Raw genomic sequence first — 23,050 nt, forward strand, 5'->3', positions numbered from 1 at the left:
ACTGACCTTTCCTTATTTATTCATTTTACTTGCTAGCCAAAAGCCTACTGTTAATGAAAATGCATCGATAACGAAAATAATAGGTGGGGATGTATAGCCTGCATATACAGAGGCAGCAATAAGTGCAATGGCTAATAATAATGCAACATAGCGGTTATAGGTAATTCTAGTGAATAGTAATACCAATAAAGCTGGTATGAATAATGCTAGCATCATTTTCCCAAAAACGTCCATTATACTTCCCTCGGCTCAGCTAATAATAATCCAATACGGTAATGATCATTGCTATAAATCACATGTTGTGTTAAACGTAATTCATTGTTTCGGTCTAAAACCTCTAGACGACAATGAGCTGCATTTAATTGCAGTGCTTCATATAACTCATTTTCTGTAAAAATTGACACACCATTTACTTTGCGGATACATTCTCCTGCAAGTAAGCCCATCTTCTCAGCAGGTGAATCAGGAAGAACAGCTGCAATAATAGCACCCTTCGTACTTGGCGCAACTGCATAATGATCTGTTTTTTCCTGTTGTGCAAAGTAGATAGCAATTATAATGCGGATAATTACACCAACAGCAAGTGTAATGAAGCCAATCACTGGCTCAAAATACGCAGCCAATCCTCCTATTAAAATAAGCTGTCCTAGTAAAAAGACAGGTCGGCCAATTTTTGGATACATGTAAGCTGGTAATTCCTTTCTTGTCAGTTTAGTAAAGCCAATGACAAGTGGAAATAACACAATTGCAAAGCTATTATGACCTATCGTAAACTGTGGCCAATATGGGAATATAGCCGAGATCGCATCACCAGGAATAACAAAGAAAATAGGTAATACCCATACATTTTTTGACCGATAGACAATTGCCTGCATACCCCGCTTCGTTTTCTCAATACAAGGTGTTGTAACCTTCATCGCCATACGTCGAATTAATAGCCCTTCTGCAATAACACAAAGGCCCGCAAGAATGGTAATTGTCACAATTGCGCCACTCTCTAAATGGACATCCTCTACTGAAATTTTCCACCAGGAAAATGACCAATTGTAATAGGACATACCCCATATGGCAAGTGTGGCAATCCCCATTGTCAAAATAGGCGACATTGCATTCATGACAAATAAGATAAGTGCTACTATAGAAACTGCCGTTAAAATGATTAAAAATTCCTTTGGGACAGTTAGACCTGCTCCAATACTAATGATAGAAATAATTAGTGCATAGAGCCACCCATCTTTCCATTGTCCGATTAGCTCCGTCCAGCCCCAAATAATACGTCTATTAAAATATTTACGCTCCTGTTTTACTCGACGATAACCTAAAATAATAGCAAATATTATGACTATATATAGTAATGGGTTGAGTAAAAAGCGGCCAATCGCTGTTACAATTTCTATTAATATCTCACTAACCATACGAACACCCGCCATTTCTATCTTGAATACTATGAATTTATTGTATCAAAGGACTACACGCTTGCGTAGTACAAACTCATAGAAAGCTTTGTATTATGGTATTTTTGTTCTGTCTGCGAGTTTTATTGGTCAATCGTATGCAGTAAAAAACTAGTGGCCATTTGGAATTGTTGGTCATTTTGACGATCGGCTTTAAAATCCTTTAACGTTTCGTTTAAACTATTAAAGAAAGTCGTGTCCATATAAAATTCATCTTCTGCTAGCTTTAATTTTTTCTGTTTACGATAAAGATTAACGGCCTCTGCGGTCGTTTCATCCATATAGCCATCTAAACGATCGATTTGATAGCCTAGTTTCTGCAAGGCGTTTTGTGAATAGGAAATCTCTTCACTCATATCACCCACTTTAAACTTACCTGTTAGTGGATGAAGTTGAAAAGCAAATAATTCATTTTGCTCAATCATTAAACTAGCTTCAATGCCCTGCCCATGAATCCATTCACGTTTTGGTGTTAGCCATTTGTTGGTTGATAATTTAAGCTCGCCGCCATTGGAAAGCTCCCAAGATTCTTGTACAGTCCCTTTTCCAAAGCTCTTAACCCCAACAAGTGAAGCGCGTCCCCAGCCTTTTAAAGCACCGCTCAATACTTCACTAGCAGATGCACTACCTTGATTTTGCAAAACAACAATTGGAATTTTATTCATCGTTTCTATATATTTTTCATCAAAGCCTTTTGTTTGCGTTTTTAATGGTTCCATAGCACCTTCCGCATTTTGCATATATGCAAATACTTTGCCATTGTCCAATACTGTGCTCAGTAGCGCTGCGACGCTATGTAAATAACCACCTGGATTATCCCGTACATCGATCACAATTCCTTCCACATCTTTACGAAGTAATTTACTCGTTTCTGCCACCCATTCATTGGCGGTTTTTTCACCGAATAATGAGATCACTACATAGCCAATAGCTGTATCTTCTACCTTCACTACCTCACTAGTTACCGTTTTATTGGAAATTGCTGCACGCTCCATCGTCATCTTAATATGCTTATCTTCACTTGGACGATAGACAACAATGGTTACTTTCGTTCCCTTTTCACCTTGAATTAAATGCATTAATTCACTCATCGTTTTCCCATCAATCCGTACCCCATCAACTTGTACAATTTCATCGAGTGAACGCATGCCTGCTTTCTCTGCTGGTGATGAGCGAACAGGTGACACAACGATAAACTTCCCTTTATTTTCGGTTAGTTCAATACCGATGCCTACTCGTTCTTCAGCTAGCATTTGCCGATGTTGCTCAGCCTCTTCCTTGGAGTAATACGTACTATAAGGATCTTTAATGGCATCAGCCATCCCACGAAGAGCCCCTTCCACTAATTCATCCTTTTTTGTACTGTATACTGATTTTTCTTCAATGATTGTCATAGCCTCACCAATAGTATCAACCTCCGTAACAGGCTCCTTTTTATCGCCAATATTAAACCAATCAAAGTAAATACCACTGCCCACCACCAAACTACTAAGTAGGACTCCGACACCGGCTGTTAATTTGCGCAAATCTTCCCTCCTCCGTCTCTTTTACTGTATGACTCTATTTTTTCAAACATACAAAATTACCTTTCAAATTTGTTAAGAGAGAATATTTCACTTTACACATGGATGTTGGCTGTTGATTCGCACGGATATACCTTGGTTCCCGCGAGTATTCACCTTGATTTATGAAAAATAAAAAAATCTGCTTGTTTCCACTATAGAAAACGAGCAGATTTTTTATGAATCAATCTAGTGCATCTACATAATCATTTAACATATCCACGTCCATTGGTCCTCTGATGGCGCGTTGAATGAGGCCCTTGGAATCAATAAAATAAGTGGTTGGAATCGTGATGACTTGATAATTCAAGCCAGCTTCATTGTCAGGGTCCAATAAAATAGGGAACGTTAGCTCAAAGCTATCTCTAAATGTCATCACTGTGTCCACTTTGGCATCAGCGGTCACATCACGTTCGGCTTCTGTTAAATTGACCGCTATAATTTCAACGTTTTTCTCTTTTGCATACTCATCATAGAAGCTTTGCATATGAGGCATTTCCGCCTTACAAGGTGGGCACCATGTCGCCCAGAAATTTAAAACGACTTTTTTTCCACGAAGATCGCTTAACGTGATATCTTCCCCGTCTAAGCTTGTTAAGGTGAAATCAGGCGGTATATCGCCTTTGCTTAAGCCGGTTTCTAGCTCCTCCATATCCTTACCTAGGGCCGATTTATCAATAGCACGTTCTTCGTCAATTTGTTGTTTTACATATGTACCAATCATCGCAACCACTAATAGCACAACGATCAGCAGTCCAATATTTTTTTTCATTTCTTACCTCCCACATTGATTCGTTCATGCTGAATAGTTAAGCCCAAACAAAGTAGTATTACACTGACAGCCACAGCTGTTTGCCCTATACCAAGCGGCTGGAAGATAGCCACTATCAAATAGCTAATTGTATAGAGTATGAGAGCTTGTTTCACCGCTACTAATCTCCATAATATGACGAGCGTGACTACACTTAGCACAGCTAATGTTATAACTTCACTTGATGTGTTGTTGTCATTAAATAGCACAGCAAGCATTTGATAAATGGATTGCGTGAGAATAATAGCCCAGCTACCAGCTATCATCTCTTGTTCCTCAAGCTGTAGACTCTGTCGCTTTCTCCATATTTGCAAAGATGCTACAATGACACCGAGAAGAACACCCATTGTTCCGCCATTAAAATAAAGCAATGTAATTGGATTGTTTACTACCGTTTTGAAATCTGTTACAAGCAAACTTAACTTCCAAACAATAATAAAGGTGAAAATGGCATCACTATATAGCTCAGACCACTTTTTAGAAAATTGTAAGCGCAAGATAAGCCACACAATAAAAAAAGTAATAAGTAAAGCGACTGCAGTAGCTGGTAAAGTTAATGTTCGGATTGAGTACCACTCTGTATTTATCAATTCAACGAATCCTCCTCCGAAAGCATAGCATAGAACCTTTTTAAAAAAAGACTATTTCACACTGTTTTAAGAAAATCTTCAGAAATAACAAAATAAAAATACCCCACTAAGTATATATTCATCATAACATTATTTAGAATCTTATAATAGCGATGAAACTTTCAATGGAATATTTCGTAAAATGAGAAAAGGGGAGGAGTTATGCTTTCAAAGCGACTTATACTATGGATTGCTGCTATTTGTCTTAGTATTAGTGTTCTGATGCTGTACTCAGAGTATCGAACAAAGAATTTACTACAAGATTTTTCACCTAATAAATATCTTCTAGAAATAGTAAATAAGATAACGATTTGGAAAGTTGACATTGGTACCAATAAAAGCTTTACCATTATCAATCGTGAAAATCTACGATTAAGATGTTTGCGTTTAGACTTACGTACTTTGGAAGTAAAAAGAACCTTATTAAATAACAAAAAAGCTGATGTTGTCTATCAATTGGATCTTACTTATTTTGACCATACATTAAAAATACTGTTCTTCAAAAATGGCTTATTGGCTATTAATGGGCAAACCTATAAGTTGATGAATGGTGAAACATTCGATGAAATATTAAAAGCTATACACTAGAAAACGCTAGTGTATAGCTTTTATGTTTACAATGGAATATATTTCAGTGGATTTACACTGCCGACTGCTTGTCCTTTCCAAGGACCAATATGCACTTCAAAGTGTAAGTGTGGGCCAGTAGAGCGACCTGTACTACCCATGGCTGCAATTTGTTGACCTTGTGTTACTTCTTGTCCTACACTAACATTAAATGCACTTAAATGTGCATAAACGGTTGTGTAAATTTGTCCATCGATAGAGTGCGTTACAATGACAACATTACCATACGAACTAAGTGGTGCTGCGTAAGAAACAACGCCATCTGCTGCTGCCCATATTGGTGTTCCCGTTGCATTTGCAAGGTCGACACCATAATGGAATTCAGGACCTGCTCCAAGATTTCGCCAACCATATGGTGATGTTAAGCGACCATTCGTTGGTTTTATCCAAGTTCCGTTTGATTGAGGCGCATGGACTGTACCACCAGATGATCCGCCACCATTGTTAGCAGCAGCAGCTGCCGCGGCCGCGGCGGCTGCTTTACGTTTTGCCTCTTGCTGACGTGCAATTTCAGCCAAACGATTTTGTTCAGCAATAATTTGATCTTGCAATTCCTGACTTACTTCCAAAGCCTCTGAGTATTCTTTTTCAAGTAATACCTTTTCTGATTTCAGCTTTTCTTGCTCTTTTTCTAATTGGTCTACTAGTTTATTTTTCTCAGTTTTTTGACTGTCTAATGATGCTTTTAATCGTTCAAGCTCAGCTTTTTTACCTTCTAGGTTTTTACGTTTCTCTTCTACACTTTGCTTTTGCTCTTCTAATTTTTGTTTATCATCTTTTTGATCTTGAATAATTTGACGATCCGCTTCCAATAATGCATTAACTGCAGAGAAACGATCAATAAAGTCTACAAAACTATTAGAGCCTAGCAAAACATCTAAATAACTTACAGAGCCCCCAGCTTGAATGGCACGTGCACGTTCTTGTAACAATAAATCGCGCTCTTCAATTTTATGCAAAAGCTCTTCAATAGAAGCTTCTAACTTTTTAATTTCCTCATTTGTTGCCCGAATATCTGCTTGTACTTTTTTAATATTACTATTAGTTTTGTCGATTTCAGCGTTCAATGCTTGAATTTGATCTAAGATTTGTTGTTGCTTTTCTTGATTAGCTGTAATTGCATTTGATTTATTGCTGATAGATGAATTTAACTGATTCTTCTTTGTTTCAACTTGTTTCTTTTCTTCTTTTAAATCCGATAAACTTGTTGCATATGCTGATGGGGTTTGGATAAAAAGAATTAGAGCAGATGCTGCTGCAAGTGTTTTTAATATGTTTTTCGCCTTACTTTTCACCGATTGAACTCCCCTTCGACTATTCTTTTCTTTTTCACAAATATCCGTTGTGACTAAATTTTTAAAAACTTACGTACTGACATGAAACTTCCCCAAATACCGATCAGTACACCAATGAGTAACAGAAGACCGCTTACCTGATACACAAGTGGAGAAAAATCTAGTAATTGAACAAGCTCTCCTTGTAAACGTGGTGCAATAATTTTATAAATATTGTGGTAAAGGGTCGTGACAACCGCAATCGGAATAATTGAACCTAAAATTCCAAGCCACATACCTTCTAATAAGAATGGGATACGCACGAATGAATTTGTAGCCCCTACAAGTTTCATAATTTCTATTTCATCACGTCGAGCTATAATCGTTATACGAATTGTATTCGAAATTAAGAAAATTGCCGTAAATAATAACCCTAAAATAAGTACGATTCCTACATTACGACTAATATTTAAGAAGTTAAATAGTTTTTCAACTTTTCCTTCGCCATACATTACATCATATGTATACTCATATTTATCAATGGTTTTCGCAACTTTTGCTGTTTGCTGTGGATCAGCAGCTTTTACATAAATAACGTTACGTAAAGGGTTACTTTGTTCAAATAGTTTAAAATCATCACCGAAGTCTTTTACTAGCTTGGTTAACTCATCTTCCTTAGTGGAATACGTCATCTCGGAGACACCAGGCAATTTTTTGACTTTTTCGATGAGTGCTTTTTCAGCAGCTTCATCTGCTGTTTCATCAATTAACACTTTAATTTCGACATCATTTTCTAAATCCGTTGCTACTTTATTTAAATTCATCATAATAAGCGCAAAAACACCTACTAGAATGAGCGTAACGGTAACGGCACTGACAGAGGCAATGGTCATCCAGCTATTTCGACCAAGTGATTTGATACTTTCCCGGAAGTGGCGCTTTACTGTACTAAATTTCATAGCCGTATTCACCTCCGTGTTCATCACGGACAATTAAGCCGCCTTCAATTGCAATAACACGACGTCGAATCGTATTTACAATTTCACGGTTGTGGGTTGCCATTACAATCGTTGTCCCACGTGCATTAATTTCCTCAAATAAATTCATAATTTCCCATGATGTTTCAGGGTCAAGATTCCCTGTAGGTTCATCTGCAATCACCACTTTTGGGACATTGACGATTGAACGAGCAATCGATACTCGTTGCTGCTCTCCTCCTGAAAGTTCATTTGGAAACATTCTTGCTTTATGCTTCAATCCAACTAGTTCTAGCACTTCCATAACCCGACGTCGGATTTCATCTGGCTTTTCCTCTATTACTTCAAGCGCAAACGCTACATTCTCATAGACATTCAAACGAGGTAGCAATTTGAAATCTTGGAAAACTACACCAAGTTGACGGCGCAAAAAAGGGACCTTCTTATTCTTTAAAGTTGCTAAATCAATACCATTTACAATTATTTGTCCTGATGTTGCTTTTTCTTCACGGTACATCAATTTAATAAATGTGGATTTCCCTGCCCCACTTGGGCCAACTACATACACAAATTCGCCTTGCTTTATATTAACGGAAATACCATTTGTCGCAACAACACCGTTTGGGTATTTCTTTGTCACATTTTTCATTTCTATCATGATTAAACCACCTAAAACTCTCATCTATGTAAGAGGTATTTCTTTTACTATTATAGCACTCTATTTCTGTTTTTTTATTACAGTTTCATTTCAATCCGTGGCAGTTCCTTCTATTTCATTCTTTCCTTGCCATTATCCTTAAAAATATGACAAAAATAAAAACAAGATTCGCCTCTATGTGCTAGGTCGAATCCTGTTTGAAAAGAAAAAGCATTCAAGCTTTACCTTGAATGCTTCTACTGTTAAATTTGTTGTTCATCTGTTGTTGTGTAGCGCACTAAAACAGCACCAGTTTTCGATTCACCCTCGATAAATAGGCGATTCGCATTTTCAACTTCTTTGTCGAAACGGACTACTTTGGATAAGAATTGATCTTGTGACTCCATTTTAGAAACATCCTGGATACCCACATCCACTTTACCGAAATTCGTTACGACTTTACCGCTCAATGAAATTGTTCGTGGGACATATAATTCCACTGCTCCAGCAACTGTTTGAGCTTTAATTTTAGAAGAATTTGTCGAGCATGTTGTTACGACTACATGTCCATTGACAGACTTAGCTTCAACTTCATCCAATGCACCATCCAAATAAACACGCCCATTCAATGTTTCAGCCTCTAAATCCTTACCTCGAACATTCGTTAATTCAATGGAACCATTAGAAGAATCCACTTCAGCTTTTCCAAAATTAAATTTCGTACCTTTAATGGCACCGTTTAACGTTTTCACTTTTAATTCTTTAAATTCTGTATCCTGTAATGAAACACTACCATTCATTAGACGAACAGATAATTTTTCAAGTTTATCCTTTGGTACTAGCACCTTCACATTGACTTGAACAAGCTTTAATTGGCTCAAAATACGAAGTGATTGCGCTTCTTCTTTCACAACAAATTGCTCTAAGAAGTGATTACGAGTTTCTTCTTCACTTTCGTTCATCAAAGGTGCCTTTACCTTGCAAATCACCTGAATAGTTTCTCCTTCACTGGATTCCAATGAGAAGTTACCATTCGGTAATTCAACAATAATATTGTCCACATTGGCAGCAGCCACTTCTTCTGTATGGGTAAATTCAATTTTATCTCCAAATGGAGAAGCTACATCAAATTCCTTTACCTTTTTAACAGCCGTATTCATCATATCCATAAAAAGAGAACCGATTTGCGTTAAATCCTTACGAAAATCCTGCATTTCATCTTGGAAGTATTTCATAAAATCATCTTTTTTCTTGTCACCATCTTTTGATTTTTCTTCAAATAATGGCTCTTTTTCATTTGAAAAGGATTGCGTCTCTTTCGACACATCATTCATAACATGTTGAGTAGACTTGCCAGGTTGCTCTAATGCTTCTAATAATGTAATCGCCTCTTGTGCCGAAATTGTTCCTTTTTCTACAAGTTCTAAAATTCGTTGACGTTCATTTTGCATAAATAAATAGCCTCCCTCAGTTCGTTATACTATTTATACGATTCATCATGTGAAAAGTTTCACTGCAAAATTGAATAAATTGGGTCTTTTCATTTCAACATCGACAGGCTTTTACCTCTGAAGATTTTATTGCTCGTTTTTTAGATTAGTTGGATCACTTCTGACCTCTGTTTGAGTGGGTTCTTCACATTTCGAATCATTTTCAATCTGGATTGAGCGACTTTCCCCAATTTAAGATCACCTTTCAATCCAGATTAATCATTTCCGTTCGAATGTAAAAATCTTAAGACTTAGTAGCTTCTGCTAGCAATGCATCCATTCTCATACGATCACGTTCCAGAATTGGTTTTAAGTATTTGCCTGTATAGGAGCCTGCTACTTCTACTACCTCTTCAGGTGTACCAGTTGCAACAATCGTACCACCTTTGTCTCCGCCTTCTGGACCTAAGTCAATGATATAATCAGCTGTTTTAATCACATCCAAGTTATGCTCAATAACTAATACCGAATCACCGTTTTCAACAAGACGCTGTAAAACGACAAGTAAACGAGCAATATCATCGGCATGTAATCCTGTCGTTGGTTCATCTAAAATATAGAAGGATTTCCCTGTTGAGCGTCGATGTAATTCAGAGGCTAGTTTTACACGCTGCGCCTCACCACCCGATAAGGTTGTGGCTGGTTGCCCTAATTTCATATAACCCAACCCCACATCAACAATCGTTTGTAGCTTACGCTGGATCTTTGGAATATTTTCAAAGAACACTACTGCATTTTCAATTGTCATATCGAGAATATCTGCAATACTCTTATCTTTATACTTCACTTCAAGTGTTTCACGGTTATAACGTTTGCCGTGACATACTTCACATGGTACATAAACATCTGGAAGGAAATGCATTTCAATTTTAATAATGCCGTCACCACGACATGCTTCACAGCGACCGCCCTTAACATTGAAGCTAAAGCGTCCTTTTTTATAGCCTCGTACCTTTGCTTCATTTGTTGCTGCGAAAACATCGCGAATATCATCAAAAACACCTGTATAAGTTGCTGGGTTTGAACGAGGTGTACGACCAATTGGCGATTGATCAATATCGATTACTTTTTCAAGCTCATCGATACCTGTCACTTCTTTATGCTCGCCAGGCTTAACCTTTGAACGATTAAGCTTCTGTGCCAAAGATTTATATAAAATTTCATTTATCAGTGTAGATTTCCCTGAACCAGACACACCTGTCACTGCTACAAATAAGCCTAATGGAACATCTACTTTAACATTGCGTAAATTATTTTCCTTGGCACCTTTAATGGAGAGCTTTCGACCATTTGGTTGGCGTCTTTCAATTGGTAAAGGAATAAACTTTCTACCACTTAAATATTGTCCAGTTAAGGATTTTTCATTATTCATAACTTCCTGTGGTGTACCTGCTGCCACAATTTGACCGCCATGGACGCCTGCTCCAGGTCCTACATCGATGAGATAATCTGCAGCAAGCATCGTATCTTCATCATGCTCTACCACAATCAGCGTATTTCCAATGTCACGCATATTTTGTAATGTGCTAATCAGTCGATCATTATCTCGCTGATGCAAACCAATCGAAGGCTCATCTAAAATATAGAGGACTCCCGTTAATCGTGAACCAATTTGTGTAGCAAGGCGAATACGTTGTGCCTCTCCACCAGATAATGTACCTGCTGCACGACTCAATGTTAAATAGTCTAAACCAACATTCACAAGGAAGCCCAATCGTTCTTCGATTTCTCGTAAAACTAATCGAGCAATTTGCATATCCTTTTCAGTGAGATCAAGCTCTTTAAAGAAAGTGTCTGCTTCCTGAATTGAATATTGTGTGACCTCACCGATATGTTTATCAGCTACTTTCACTGCTAGCGTCTCAGGCTTTAAACGATACCCTTTACATGAAGGGCAAGCCTGCTGTGCCATGTATTTTTCCATCTGCTCACGAACATAATCGGATGTCGTCTCTTTAAAACGACGCTCAACATTGCGCACCACCCCTTCAAATTCAATCATTTGATCTCGCACATTGCCAAACTCATTTTCATAATGGAAGTGTATCTTGTCTTTTCCAGAGCCATATAAAACTTTATCCATCTTTTCCTTTGGCAAATCCTTCACAGGCACGTCCATTGGAATATCGTAATGATCACATACAGCTTTTAGTAATTGTGGGTAGTACTGCGAACTTGTTGGTTCCCATGGTGCGATGGCATGCTCTAACAAAGAACGATCCCAATCAGGCACCACTAAATCTAAATCTACTTCTTGTGTTGAACCTAAGCCATCACAGCTTGGACAAGCACCAAACGGACTATTAAATGAAAACATACGAGGCTCTAACTCACCAATAGAAAAACCACATAATGGGCAGGCATGATGCTCACTAAATAATAACTCTTCATGTTCCATCACATCGACAAGCACACGTCCATCTGCCAGGCGTAAAGCCGTTTCTAAAGAATCACTCAGACGAGCAGCAATCCCTTCCTTCATAACAACACGGTCCACTACTACTTCGATGGAATGCTTTTTATTTTTATCAAGTTCGATAGCATCATCTAAATCACGCAATTCCCCATCAATTCGTACACGAACAAACCCCTGCTTTTTTAAATCTTCTAGCAGTTTAACATGTGTACCCTTACGTCCAGAAACCATTGGTGCAAGGAGCTGCATCTTAGTTCTCTCAGGATAGGTTAATAAACGATCCACCATTTGCTCAATCGTTTGGGAAGTGATTTCTATGCCATGATTTGGACAAATCGGTTTACCAATACGTGCATAAAGTAAACGTAGGTAATCATAGATTTCCGTTACCGTACCGACAGTAGATCGTGGGTTACGACTTGTCGTTTTTTGGTCAATGGAAATAGCAGGCGATAAACCTTCTATCGCATCGACATCTGGCTTATCCATTTGTCCAAGAAATTGACGGGCATAGGCGGAAAGGGACTCAACGTAACGACGCTGGCCCTCCGCATAAATTGTGTCAAATGCTAGAGAAGACTTTCCAGAGCCCGATAATCCTGTTAAAACGACTAATTGGTCACGTGGAATTGTGACATTAATATTTTTTAAATTATGAGCACGTGCACCTTGCACGACGATTTCAGTATTTTTCACAAGTCATTCACCCTTCTACCTTCAATTCAAATATTGTATCTCGTAACTCAGCCGCACGTTCAAAGTCAAGCGCTTTTGCTGCTTCCTTCATTTCGACTTCTAGAGAAGCCAAGAGCTGTTCTCTTTCCGCCTTTGTCAGCTTTTTGCCTTTTGTTGCCTTTGTTACATAGGATTCCTCTTCTTCTGCTACTTGTGTTGCACGAATCACATCTGGGATTTTCTTAATGATCGTTTGAGGTGTTATGCCATGCTCCTCGTTATAAGCCATTTGTAACGCACGACGACGTTGCGTTTCATCAATCGCCTTTTTCATCGAGTCTGTTATATGATCCGCATACATAATGACATGACCATTCGCGTTACGAGCAGCACGACCAATGGTTTGAATCAATGAACGCTCTGAACGTAAAAATCCTTCTTTATCAGCATCTAAAATTGCCACAAGGGACACCTCAGGGATATCAAGACCTTCACGCAATAGATTAATACCTATTAGCACATCATACGTTCCTTTGCGTAGCTCACGGATAATTTCAATACGTTCTAGTGTCTTAATTTCTGAATGTAAGTATTCTACTTTTAAGCCCATTTCCTTCAGGTAAGCCGTTAAATCCTCAGACATTTTCTTCGTTAGCGTTGTCACTAAAACTCGCTCATCACGCGCAATTCGATCTTGTATTTCATCAATTAAATTATCAATTTGACCTTCAATAGGACGTACATCAATTAATGGATCTAATAATCCAGTTGGACGGATAATTTGCTCTACCATTTCTGGTGTATGCTCCAGTTCATAAGGACCTGGTGTGGCTGATACATAGATCGCTTGATGTACGCGGTTTTCATACTCTTCAAAACGTAATGGACGGTTATCTAGAGCAGATGGCAATCGGAAGCCATGTTCTACGAGCACTCCTTTACGTGCTTGGTCACCATTGTACATTCCTCGAACCTGTGGAAGTGTTACGTGACTTTCATCAACCACAAGTAAAAAGTCTTCGGGGAAATAATCTAACAAAGTATATGGAGTAGCACCTGCTTCACGCAATGTTAAATGACGTGAATAGTTTTCAATCCCAGAGCAAAAGCCCATTTCACGCATCATCTCTAAATCATAGCGTGTACGCTGTTCTAAACGCTGTGCCTCTAGTAATTTATCTTCTGCACGTAATAATGCAAGTCGTTCCTCTAATTCTTTTTCAATGTTTTCAATCGCTTTACGCATTTTCTCTTCTCGTGTAACGAAGTGAGATGCAGGGAAAATAGCAACATGCTCTCGATCCGATAAAATCTCTCCCGTTAGTGCATCTACCTCACGTATGCGATCGATTTCATCCCCAAAAAATTCCACACGAATACAATGCTCATCACGAGAGGCTGGGAAGATTTCCACTACATCTCCACGTACCCGAAATGTTCCGCGAGTAAAACTAACATCATTTCGCTCATACTGAACGTCTACAAGCTTGCGCAGTAGCTGATTACGTTCAATTTCCATACCCGTACGAATGGAAACAACCATTTCTCGATATTCTTCGGGAGAACCTAAACCATAAATGCAGGACACGGATGCAATAATAATGACATCCTCACGCTCAAACAATGCAGAAGTAGCAGAGTGACGCAGCTTATCAATTTCATCGTTAATGCTAGAGTCTTTTTCTATATAGGTATCTGTCTGCGGTACATAAGCTTCTGGTTGGTAGTAATCATAGTAGCTGACAAAATATTCAACGGCGTTATTTGGGAAGAACTCTTTAAATTCACTATACAACTGGCCAGCTAACGTTTTATTGTGTGCCATGATTAGTGTTGGTTTTTTGACTTGCTGGATGACATTCGAAATGGTAAACGTCTTACCTGTTCCAGTAGCACCAAGCAATGTTTGATGACGTTTGCCTGCTTTCACACCCTCCACTAATTCCGCAATGGCCTGTGGCTGATCCCCGTTAGGCTGATATGGCGCTTGTAAATCAAATGTTTGCACTCATGTCCCCGTCCTTTCTTCCAATTTGTACATATATTTTAGCATAGCAATATTAAAATTTCGAACATTTAACGAACGAATGTTTGTAAATTTTTTTTTCATCTCTAAAATTTTTATTACATAACAATACAGTCAATTTAACTTGTTACTCTTATAATAGCCGTTTTATTAGGTTTTCAAGCTTCATCGATGGATGGGATTTCCTGTTTTGCTTTATGTGCAGCTCACACTCTCTCAGGAGCCGGGCTATGTACTTTTAGAGCGACTCTCACTTTTTTATAAACAGCGTCTCAAACTTTTTAAATGACTTTCCCCATTCTATAAGCAAGATCACTTCTTCTAACCAAAACATACAATCTTCACATCCTCTGCAAATATTTTCAAAAGCAAAAAAATCCCACTCTCCAATAGATATGGAGAGCGGGTTCGTCAACATGATTCATCTTCTGTTTGGTGTAAGGAAGTTAGTTCGGATGCGTATTGATAAAATGCGTTTTCATCTTTTTCATCGAGTGCTCTATCTATCAGAACCATGAGCTGCTCTTGCCGATGCATACGCTGGATACGATTTAAAAATAAATCTAAATAAATCTCGTTTAATAATTTCTCTGCCTCATCAACTTTTTTCGACTGACCAACGGCTTTCAGAAAATCTGTATACGAATAATATTTATCCAACGATCCCACCTCGATCCTTTTCTAAATTATATGAAAATTGAATTTAAAAAGCAATGCTTACGATTCGAAAATATCTTGGATTAGCTATTAATCATTTTATATTTAGAGCAAATTCTCTAGGCATTTCGTGCTTTTCTGAACGATTTTCAACTATTTCATTTAATTTAAGAAAGTCATATTCTGTTTTACACTACCGTTATCACTAGAAAAAAGGAGGCACTCCCTATATGACAACTAACTTTGTAAACGGCTACTTAATTTCATTCAATACTTATTTGCTGCAACCTATTCAGCATGACTCCAAAGTCTTCACGCATGTGATTGATAAGCATAATGAGCTGATTGTTACACGCAAACCGATGCATGTCCTTCGAAAATCCTGTCTCTCATTAGGATCAACTTATGAAGCCGCAAAACAATCGGCTAAACGTTTTTTCGGCAATCAACACAAGCTACCAATCGTCGTGGCCTTTGATTATGGTTATCCCTGTATTTTTCTGCCAACTTATTCACCCAGCTCCATTCACAATATATGGATAGGGCTTCATGCAATTATTAATATTACACCTAGTGAATTGGGGTGTATTGTAACGTTAAAAAATGATAAACAAATCGAACTACCTATTCGTTATGCTTCCATTAGTAAACAATTTCTTAACGCATCTATGCTGTATAAATATTACATGAATGAACGAAAACAGCTGAGCCAAGATGCACCCTATCATCCACCCTTTTAACAAAAATTCCCCAAGAGCATCTCACTCTTGGGGAATCTGGGTATTAATTTATTTTTGAACGTAAATAGGCATTAATAAATGGATCTAAGTCGCCATCCATCACAGCACCCACATTACCTGTTTCTTCATTTGTACGATGATCCTTCACCATCGAGTATGGGTGGAAGACATACGAACGAATTTGGGAGCCCCAGCCTATTTCTTTTTGCTCACCGCGTATTTCATCTAATTGTGCCTGCTGTTTATCAAGTTCTAGTTGATATAGCTTCCCTTTTAACATCGTCATCGCTTTTTCACGGTTTTTAATCTGGGAGCGCTCAGCTTGACATTGTACGATCGTACCAGTAGGAATATGCGTAATACGGACTGCAGAATCTGTCGTATTAATATGCTGACCACCTGCACCTGTTGCACGATACGTATCAATTTTTAAATCCTCTGTACGAATATCGATTTCTATATTGTCGTCAAACTCTGGCATAACATCACAGGAAACGAAGGACGTATGACGGCGGCCAGACGAATCGAATGGAGAAATACGTACTAGACGATGCACACCCTTTTCCGCTTGTAAATAACCGAAAGCATTGTGACCTTTAATCGACAATGTTACAGATTTAATCCCAGCTTCATCTCCTGGTAGATAGTCCACTGTTTCCACTTTAAATCCTCGCTTCTCAGCCCATCGTGTATACATACGTAATAGCATTGAACCCCAGTCCTGTGACTCCGTACCACCAGCACCAGGATGCAGCTCTAAAATGGCATTGTTTTGATCGTATGGGCCACTTAGCAGTAATTGAAGCTCAAAATCAGCCATCTTTTGTTGGAATTCTGCTAGTTCTTTGCCTAGTTCTTCTTGTAATTCTTCGTCTGGTTCTTCACGCAAAAGTTCCAGTGTCATATCTAAATTTTCATGTGTTTCCACTAAATCTTTATATTCATTGACAATAGCTTTTAAGCCATTTCCTTCATTGATAATCACCTGAGCACCTTGCTGATCATCCCAAAAGCCTGGCTCTAGCATCATTTCATCTAGCTCCTGAATACGTGCCTCTTTGTTCTCTAAGTCAAAGAGACCCCCTAAAGTCCGCCAATTTTTTGGCTGTAGTGTCTAACACATTGCGTACATCTGCTAATTCAATCATCGTTAAATCCTCCGAACGTTAGTCATGGAGCTAACACTTTATTCATAAAGCTCCGTATCTTTTTATTATAACGTTTTTAGAAACGAAAACATACTATCTAGCAGATGTTTTGTGGAATTAAGTCAACTATCCTGCGTCTCGTCCTCAAACATATTCTTGGCAAGACGTTGAAATACTTTCACACGGTCATACTGAACAAGTAAATATTTTGTTCGTTTCTCTAGTCTATATTTTAATAAAAAAGCTCTTTGAATCCGAGACTCTAACGCATTGACACTGACATCCACAATAAATTCCTTGCCATTCATAAAAGTAACCTTTGTCCTCTTTTTATCCACAGCGACATAGTCATCTATATGATGAACTGCGAACCAGATACAGTCAGGGTGTAAAGGAGACCTACTAGGAAACCATAAAATATTACAACGTTCGTGCACGACGATAGGATTTTTATTAAGCTTGCCTAGGATCATTTTCGAACCATCGAACGCTCCTCTTAAACTAGAACCAAAATAACGCAGATTAAAGTCCAATAATTTCGTTGGTGGTAACGTAGATATATACTCATTATTTTTCTCATACACCTGCGTACATAAATTTCCAAAGGAATCATACACAGGCATATACATCATTGTTTCACTATTCATAATATCTTTTTTATGCATCTATAGTCCCCCTTTATACATTTTATGTTGCTTCCAGTCAAAATAAAAAGGAATATACAAATATGCGTACATTCCCGCTATTTTCAATGAGTAAGATTGCTTGAAAATTCCGATCCTCCTTAAGACTTAGTATCACCATCAAAAATTCAGGATAATAATAGGATAAATAACTTGTACTATATACCTATTATTACAGCTATTGTATACCCATATTTTTCAATTGTCTATAAATTCTGACTTTTTATACTAAAATTTCTTCATTTTTAAGTAATTTTAAAAAGAAAAAATCATTTCAACACGTAGTTAAAATGATTTTTTCACCTAGATATTATTGAGCTGTGCCATGACAGTTTTTAAATTTCTTGCCGCTACCACATGGACATAAATCATTACGGCCAATGTTTTCAGCTTTACGTACTGGTTGCTTTTTCGGCGAAGCGCCACCTTCTTCTTTTGGATTAACAGCCTGCCCCTTTGCCACCTCTTCACGCTCCAGATTATTGCGGATTTCTGCTTTCATCGCATATTTCGCAACATCCTCGCGAATAGAGGCTACCATATCCTCAAACATCGCAAAGCCTTCTTGTTGATATTCACGAAGTGGATCGTTTTGACCATAAGCACGCAGATGGATACCTTGACGTAGTTGATCCATTGCATCAATATGATCAATCCATTTTGTATCGATTGATCGTAATAAAATAACCTTTTCAAACTCACGCATACGCTCTGGTGTCAGTTCTGCCTCTTTTTCATCATAACGAACATGAACAGCATCAGAGATTAGCTGATTAATATCTTCAGCAGACTTGCCTTGGAAATCAGATACTTTAAGTTGACCTTCCTCTAAAAGATTAGCCGCTACAAAGTCTTCAATAGCCTTTAGGTTCCAATCCTTCTGTTCACCTTGAGTATACAGGCTAACAACATTATCAATTGTTTCTTGAATCATAGACTCAACAAGCACACGCATATTTTCTGTTTCTAGTACATCATAACGCTCTTTATAAATAATCTCACGTTGCTGACGTAGTACATCGTCATATTGTAATAAGCGTTTACGCGCATCAAAGTTATTACCCTCGACACGTTTCTGCGCTGATTCTACAGCTCTCGACACAACTTTAGATTGCAATGGCTGGGAATCATCCATACCTAAGCGCATCATCATCGACTTCATATTATCAGAGCCAAAACGACGCATTAAATCATCCTCTAAGGATAGGTAGAATTGTGTAACCCCTGGATTCCCTTGACGACCAGAACGTCCACGAAGCTGATTATCAATACGACGTGATTCATGTCGCTCTGTACCGATTACCGCTAAACCGCCAATTTCGAGTACTCCTTCGCCAGGTTTAATATCGGTACCACGTCCAGCCATGTTAGTTGCAATTGTCACTGCACCCTTTGTACCAGCGTTCGCAATGATTTCAGCTTCACGTTCATGATTTTTCGCATTTAATACATTATGAGGAATTTTATGTTTATCCAATAGTTTAGAAATAATCTCAGACGTTTCAATAGCAACTGTACCAACAAGAACAGGTTGACCAGCTCTATGACGCTCTGCGATATCAGCAGCAACTGCTTTATATTTCCCTTCCATCGTTGCAAAAATCAAGTCAGCACGATCATCACGAGCAATCGGTTTATTCGTCGGAATAGCGACAACATTCATATTGTAAATATTACGGAATTCCTCTTCCTCTGTTTTCGCTGTACCTGTCATCCCTGCAAGCTTTTGATACATACGGAAGTAGTTTTGGAAGGTAATTGTCGCCATTGTCATCGATTCATTTTGAATCTCAACGCCTTCTTTAGCCTCAATCGCTTGGTGTAAGCCATCAGAATAACGACGACCCTTCATCAAACGACCAGTAAAGCCATCAACGATCACAATTTCGCCATCCTGCACAACATAATCGACATCATTATGCATACTAACATGCGCCTTTAATGATTGATTGATCGCATGATTTAAACGAACATGTGTCAAATCAAATAGATTATCGATGCCAAATGCTTTTTCTGCCTTTTCCACACCTGCATCTGTTAACGTAACACCTTTTGTGGACTCTTCATACGTATAGTCTGTCTCTGCATTTAACATACGCACAAACGCATTAGACTGTTTATAAAGCTGTGCTGATTTCCCAGCTTGACCCGAAATAATTAATGGCGTACGAGCTTCATCAATTAAGATCGAGTCCACCTCATCAATGACAGCATAGTGCAATGGACGTTGTACACGTTCCTCTTTGTAAAGCACCATGTTATCACGTAAGTAGTCAAATCCTAGCTCATTGTTTGTACTATACGTAATATCTGCCTCATAAGCAGTACGTTTTTCATCTTTTGAAAGGCTATTTAAATTAAGCCCAACAGATAAGCCTAAGAAATTATAAAGTTGTCCCATTTCAGCAGCATCACGACTCGCTAGGTATTCGTTGACTGTTACAACATGTACACCTTTACCAGTGATGGCATTTAAATAAACAGCCATTGTCGCTGTTAAAGTTTTACCTTCCCCGGTTTTCATCTCCGCAATATTCCCCTCATCAAGAGCGGCTGCCCCCATGATTTGAACGCGGAATGGGTACATTTCTAATACACGTTTTGCCGCTTCTCGACAAACAGCAAACGCTTCGGCACGAATCGACTCTAAATGCTCACCCTCAGCATAGCGCTTTTTAAATTCATCTGTTTTCGCTTGTAGTTGATCATCTGAAAGCTGTTCCATTTGAGAAGCGAAACGCTCAACTTGGTCAGCGATTTTTTCTAATTTTTTTAGCTCACGTTTATTGAAATCAAATAATTTATTTAATAGGTTTGCCATGAATGTTTTTCACTTCCTATATAGATTCAACTTTCATTTTACCATTGTGTAACAGTTTCATGCAAACTGTCACCTCGGCTACATATGATTGTCATACCAAAAAAAGGCCCTCGCCATCGCGAGAGCCTTCGTCATCATGAAGTTTTAAGTTGTTTCAATTAAGCCATATTTTCCATCTTTACGTTTATATACAATATTTGTGCCGTTCGATTCAGCATCTGTAAAGACATAGAAATCATGTCCAAGCATATTCATTTGTAGAACTGCCTCTTCTTGATCCATAGGTTTTAAATCAAATTGCTTTGTACGAACAATTGAGTATTCTTCTTCCTCTGACACAGCATCAGCGGCTGCTTGAGTAGTAGCAAAATAAAGGCCTGCACCTTCACGCTCGCGGAATTTACGGTTTACTTTTGTTTTATGCTTGCGGATCTGACGCTCTAATTTATCAACAATTAGATCAACAGCAGCATACATATCATTATGACGCTCTTCAGCACGAAGAGTTAGATTCTTCATTGGAATAGTAACTTCCACTTTAGTTTGTTTGTCATTGTAAACCTTTAAATTGACATTAGCGTTGGCATTAACATCTTCGTTAAAATAGCGTTCAACTTTATCGATTTTGTTCTCAACATACTCTCGAATAGCTGGAGTTACCTCAATATTTTCACCACGAATGTTAAAGTTTAACATGTAAACTCCTCCTTTATAACTGCTATACTATCTATTTCTACACAAGTGTGTGAAATTCCTCTAAAATCATTCTTTTTTTTACAAAAATTTTTATAAATTATTATTTTGTTTTTTCGCTTCTGCTGCTTCCTTTTTTCGTCGAAGCTTTAGTTCTTCAACAATCAAATCTTCCACGGGTCCTTGATTATTGAAATAGATGCCATATTGCTTGCCACTCCCAAATGGACGACTCCAAATCACTTCTCCATAAGCGCGAACTTCTTGTGTATCAAGCACAAAATGGATATCTAATGGAGGAGGGGTTATACCTAAATCCACTTCCGTAAACATCTTTAATCCACGTGGGCTTATATCCAACAAGTCAGCCATAGCCGTTTGTCCATGATTAACCTTCCCATTCTCATAAATAGCAAAAGTTATTTGAATAGGCTCCTTAAATTTAAATCGGAAACCTTCTTGACGCTTAAAAATCATATTCCCACCCCAGTACTCTTTTAAACATGTTTATTGCTTTGATTATGCCATGATGCCCAACTAACAGCCACAGGGAATAAGTAACATATTTTACCGTTGAATAGCCTAATTTATGACTATTTCATGATAATATCGATTTAACAAAAAAGAGACCATCACTTTCGATGGTCTCTAATTGTGTCTAAATTTGTCCGCTGTTTCCCTGACCAAATTGCTGTTGTCGATTAATGCGAATAACTTCCTTCCACGTATCGCGAAACTCCGTCACCAATCCTTCCACTTCTTCAATAATGGCTACATCATCTAGCATATTGGCTTCCATTAAACGTTGGTTCATATATTCATATAATGCTAACATATTTTTAGAAATAGCATAATCCATGTTTAATGTCACTATTAACTCTTGAATAATAGCTTGCGCTTTTTGAATATTGGTATTTTTAGCTTGAATCTTTTTTTCTCGAGTAGCTATCTTAGCCAGATGTAAAAACTTCAAGCAACCATTATAGAGCATCAGTGTTAGTTCTCCGGGAGAAGCAGTAGAAACAGTATTTTGTTTATAGGCATTTTGCGCCGATAAATTAGCTGACATAAAAGGTCAACCCCTTTTTTAGAATATATTGACATTTATTTTTTCGAATATTACCATATATAATATATATCACAAAGCTCTCCCATCAAATTTCTACTTTTTTGAGAAAAGTCGTAATATATAAATTCGTAAACATTGATTTGTACAATTTGCACTTATACCTATCTATATACATCAATTTCCTTATCTAAAGAATCAGTGATTATATGATTTTGGTTATCTAAATGTTATTTGTGATTATTCAATAGTAAGTCACATCACATCTTTAAATTTACTAATTTTTTTTATCATAATACATCCCATCCATTACTCGCACACTAGCAAAAGGATTATAATATTGAGATTCATTTTTTTTAGCTTTTTGTAGATTTGTTAAATCCTTCTTAATGGAATTTATTACAATCTCCAATCTTTCTTTAATTCCATTATCTAATTCTAGTAATTTACAATGAATACGATTTTGCTTGTCAAAGCGAAAACCACCTTCTTGTACTAACATATCTATAATAATTTTACGTTGATCCAGAAGCTCATGTATATGTGCAATATATTCATCACGTTCTTCACTAATTAGTGTATCGTCTAAAACTTTATATAAGTTCGTCGATACTTGTAATAGTTGTTCTACTAGTTGCATAGTACACCTCTATTTCACTTAATG

The 23,050-nt window shown here is 37.7% G+C and carries 21 protein-coding genes; 2 read left to right on the top strand and 19 right to left on the bottom strand.

From position 1 onward, the window contains the following. Positions 1-12: 12 nt before the first annotated feature. The 5 genes from HXV90_RS12060 to HXV90_RS12080 all read right to left on the bottom strand — a co-directional run bounded on the left by HXV90_RS12060 (position 13) and on the right by HXV90_RS12080 (position 4,417). Positions 13-234 (bottom strand): DUF2198 family protein, encoded by a 222-nt coding sequence (locus tag HXV90_RS12060; protein ID WP_004227503.1) that lies wholly within the window; start codon positions 232-234, stop codon positions 13-15. After that, a complete protein-coding gene (locus tag HXV90_RS12065) occupies positions 234-1,415 on the bottom strand; it encodes a PDZ domain-containing protein (protein ID WP_269899003.1) in 1,182 nt (393 codons plus the stop codon). The genes HXV90_RS12060 and HXV90_RS12065 overlap by 1 nt, the downstream gene beginning before the upstream one ends. Positions 1,416-1,537: 122 nt before the next feature. Beyond that, positions 1,538-2,980: a S41 family peptidase gene (locus HXV90_RS12070; RefSeq protein ID WP_048392047.1), complete on the bottom strand. Its 1,443-nt coding sequence runs from the start codon at positions 2,978-2,980 to the stop codon at positions 1,538-1,540. 220 nt (positions 2,981-3,200) lie between these two features. Then, the gene (locus HXV90_RS12075; protein ID WP_048392048.1) at positions 3,201-3,788 is read right to left on the bottom strand and encodes a redoxin domain-containing protein; all 588 of its coding nucleotides are present in this window, start codon (positions 3,786-3,788) and stop codon (positions 3,201-3,203) included. Further along, entirely contained in the window at positions 3,785-4,417 is a 633-nt protein-coding gene (locus HXV90_RS12080; protein WP_048392049.1) for a hypothetical protein, read from the bottom strand. Before HXV90_RS12080 ends, HXV90_RS12075 begins: the two co-directional genes overlap by 4 nt. Before the next feature lie 201 nt (positions 4,418-4,618). Between HXV90_RS12080 and HXV90_RS12085 the strand changes: the two genes are divergently transcribed. Then, complete coding sequence (locus HXV90_RS12085) at positions 4,619-5,044, top strand: hypothetical protein (protein ID WP_269897319.1); 426 nt, start codon at positions 4,619-4,621, stop codon at positions 5,042-5,044. Positions 5,045-5,070: 26 nt separating this feature from the next. Here HXV90_RS12085 and HXV90_RS12090 read toward each other — a convergent pair whose 3' ends face one another. The 7 genes from HXV90_RS12090 to HXV90_RS12120 form a co-directional block, all read right to left on the bottom strand. Continuing rightward, complete coding sequence (locus HXV90_RS12090) at positions 5,071-6,378, bottom strand: murein hydrolase activator EnvC family protein (RefSeq protein ID WP_048392050.1); 1,308 nt, start codon at positions 6,376-6,378, stop codon at positions 5,071-5,073. Between the two features lie 53 nt (positions 6,379-6,431). Then, entirely contained in the window at positions 6,432-7,316 is an 885-nt protein-coding gene (ftsX, locus tag HXV90_RS12095) for a permease-like cell division protein FtsX (RefSeq protein ID WP_004227513.1), read from the bottom strand. After that, a complete protein-coding gene (gene ftsE / locus HXV90_RS12100) occupies positions 7,306-7,992 on the bottom strand; it encodes a cell division ATP-binding protein FtsE (protein ID WP_016991524.1) in 687 nt (228 codons plus the stop codon). Before ftsE ends, ftsX begins: the two co-directional genes overlap by 11 nt. Before the next feature lie 242 nt (positions 7,993-8,234). Beyond that, positions 8,235-9,422 (bottom strand): DUF4097 family beta strand repeat-containing protein, encoded by a 1,188-nt coding sequence (locus HXV90_RS12105; protein ID WP_269897320.1) that lies wholly within the window; start codon positions 9,420-9,422, stop codon positions 8,235-8,237. A gap of 283 nt (positions 9,423-9,705) precedes the next feature. After that, positions 9,706-12,573: an excinuclease ABC subunit UvrA gene (gene uvrA, locus HXV90_RS12110; protein ID WP_112117403.1), complete on the bottom strand. Its 2,868-nt coding sequence runs from the start codon at positions 12,571-12,573 to the stop codon at positions 9,706-9,708. Positions 12,574-12,580: 7 nt separating this feature from the next. Beyond that, positions 12,581-14,560 carry an excinuclease ABC subunit UvrB gene (uvrB, locus tag HXV90_RS12115; protein ID WP_115674275.1) on the bottom strand — a complete coding sequence of 660 codons (1,980 nt, stop codon included), beginning with the start codon at positions 14,558-14,560 and terminating at the stop codon, positions 12,581-12,583. A gap of 429 nt (positions 14,561-14,989) precedes the next feature. After that, positions 14,990-15,238 carry an IDEAL domain-containing protein gene (locus HXV90_RS12120; RefSeq protein WP_048392054.1) on the bottom strand — a complete coding sequence of 83 codons (249 nt, stop codon included), beginning with the start codon at positions 15,236-15,238 and terminating at the stop codon, positions 14,990-14,992. A gap of 227 nt (positions 15,239-15,465) precedes the next feature. Here HXV90_RS12120 and HXV90_RS12125 point away from each other — a divergent pair, with 227 nt between their 5' ends. Beyond that, positions 15,466-15,975 carry a competence protein ComK gene (locus HXV90_RS12125; protein ID WP_048392055.1) on the top strand — a complete coding sequence of 170 codons (510 nt, stop codon included), beginning with the start codon at positions 15,466-15,468 and terminating at the stop codon, positions 15,973-15,975. Between the two features lie 43 nt (positions 15,976-16,018). On the opposite strand, the gene prfB is transcribed toward HXV90_RS12125, so the two are convergent. The 7 genes from prfB to HXV90_RS12160 all read right to left on the bottom strand — a co-directional run bounded on the left by prfB (position 16,019) and on the right by HXV90_RS12160 (position 23,026). After that, positions 16,019-17,123, bottom strand: a protein-coding gene (gene prfB, locus HXV90_RS12130; protein WP_237497242.1) for a peptide chain release factor 2 whose coding sequence is annotated in 2 segments (ribosomal slippage) — positions 16,019-17,047 and positions 17,049-17,123 — 1,104 coding nt in all. Because the reading frame shifts where the segments join, the coding sequence is not laid out codon by codon here. A 122-nt stretch (positions 17,124-17,245) separates the two neighbouring features. Further along, entirely contained in the window at positions 17,246-17,788 is a 543-nt protein-coding gene (locus HXV90_RS12135) for a competence protein ComK (protein ID WP_048392056.1), read from the bottom strand. 328 nt (positions 17,789-18,116) lie between these two features. Beyond that, positions 18,117-20,627 (bottom strand): preprotein translocase subunit SecA, encoded by a 2,511-nt coding sequence (secA, locus tag HXV90_RS12140; protein ID WP_269897321.1) that lies wholly within the window; start codon positions 20,625-20,627, stop codon positions 18,117-18,119. A 144-nt stretch (positions 20,628-20,771) separates the two neighbouring features. Then, complete coding sequence (gene hpf / locus HXV90_RS12145) at positions 20,772-21,323, bottom strand: ribosome hibernation-promoting factor, HPF/YfiA family (RefSeq protein ID WP_004227537.1); 552 nt, start codon at positions 21,321-21,323, stop codon at positions 20,772-20,774. Between the two features lie 90 nt (positions 21,324-21,413). Next, positions 21,414-21,797 carry a PilZ domain-containing protein gene (locus HXV90_RS12150; protein ID WP_269897322.1) on the bottom strand — a complete coding sequence of 128 codons (384 nt, stop codon included), beginning with the start codon at positions 21,795-21,797 and terminating at the stop codon, positions 21,414-21,416. Between the two features lie 181 nt (positions 21,798-21,978). Then, a complete protein-coding gene (gene fliS, locus HXV90_RS12155; protein WP_269897323.1) occupies positions 21,979-22,389 on the bottom strand; it encodes a flagellar export chaperone FliS in 411 nt (136 codons plus the stop codon). A 274-nt stretch (positions 22,390-22,663) separates the two neighbouring features. Beyond that, positions 22,664-23,026, bottom strand: a complete 363-nt coding sequence (locus tag HXV90_RS12160) for a flagellar protein FliT (protein ID WP_216486501.1) — start codon at positions 23,024-23,026, stop codon at positions 22,664-22,666. Between the last annotated feature and the right edge of the window lie 24 nt (positions 23,027-23,050).

It is taken from the genome of Lysinibacillus sp. JK80 (assembly GCF_027557635.1).
Taxonomy (GTDB): domain Bacteria; phylum Bacillota; class Bacilli; order Bacillales_A; family Planococcaceae; genus Lysinibacillus; species Lysinibacillus capsici.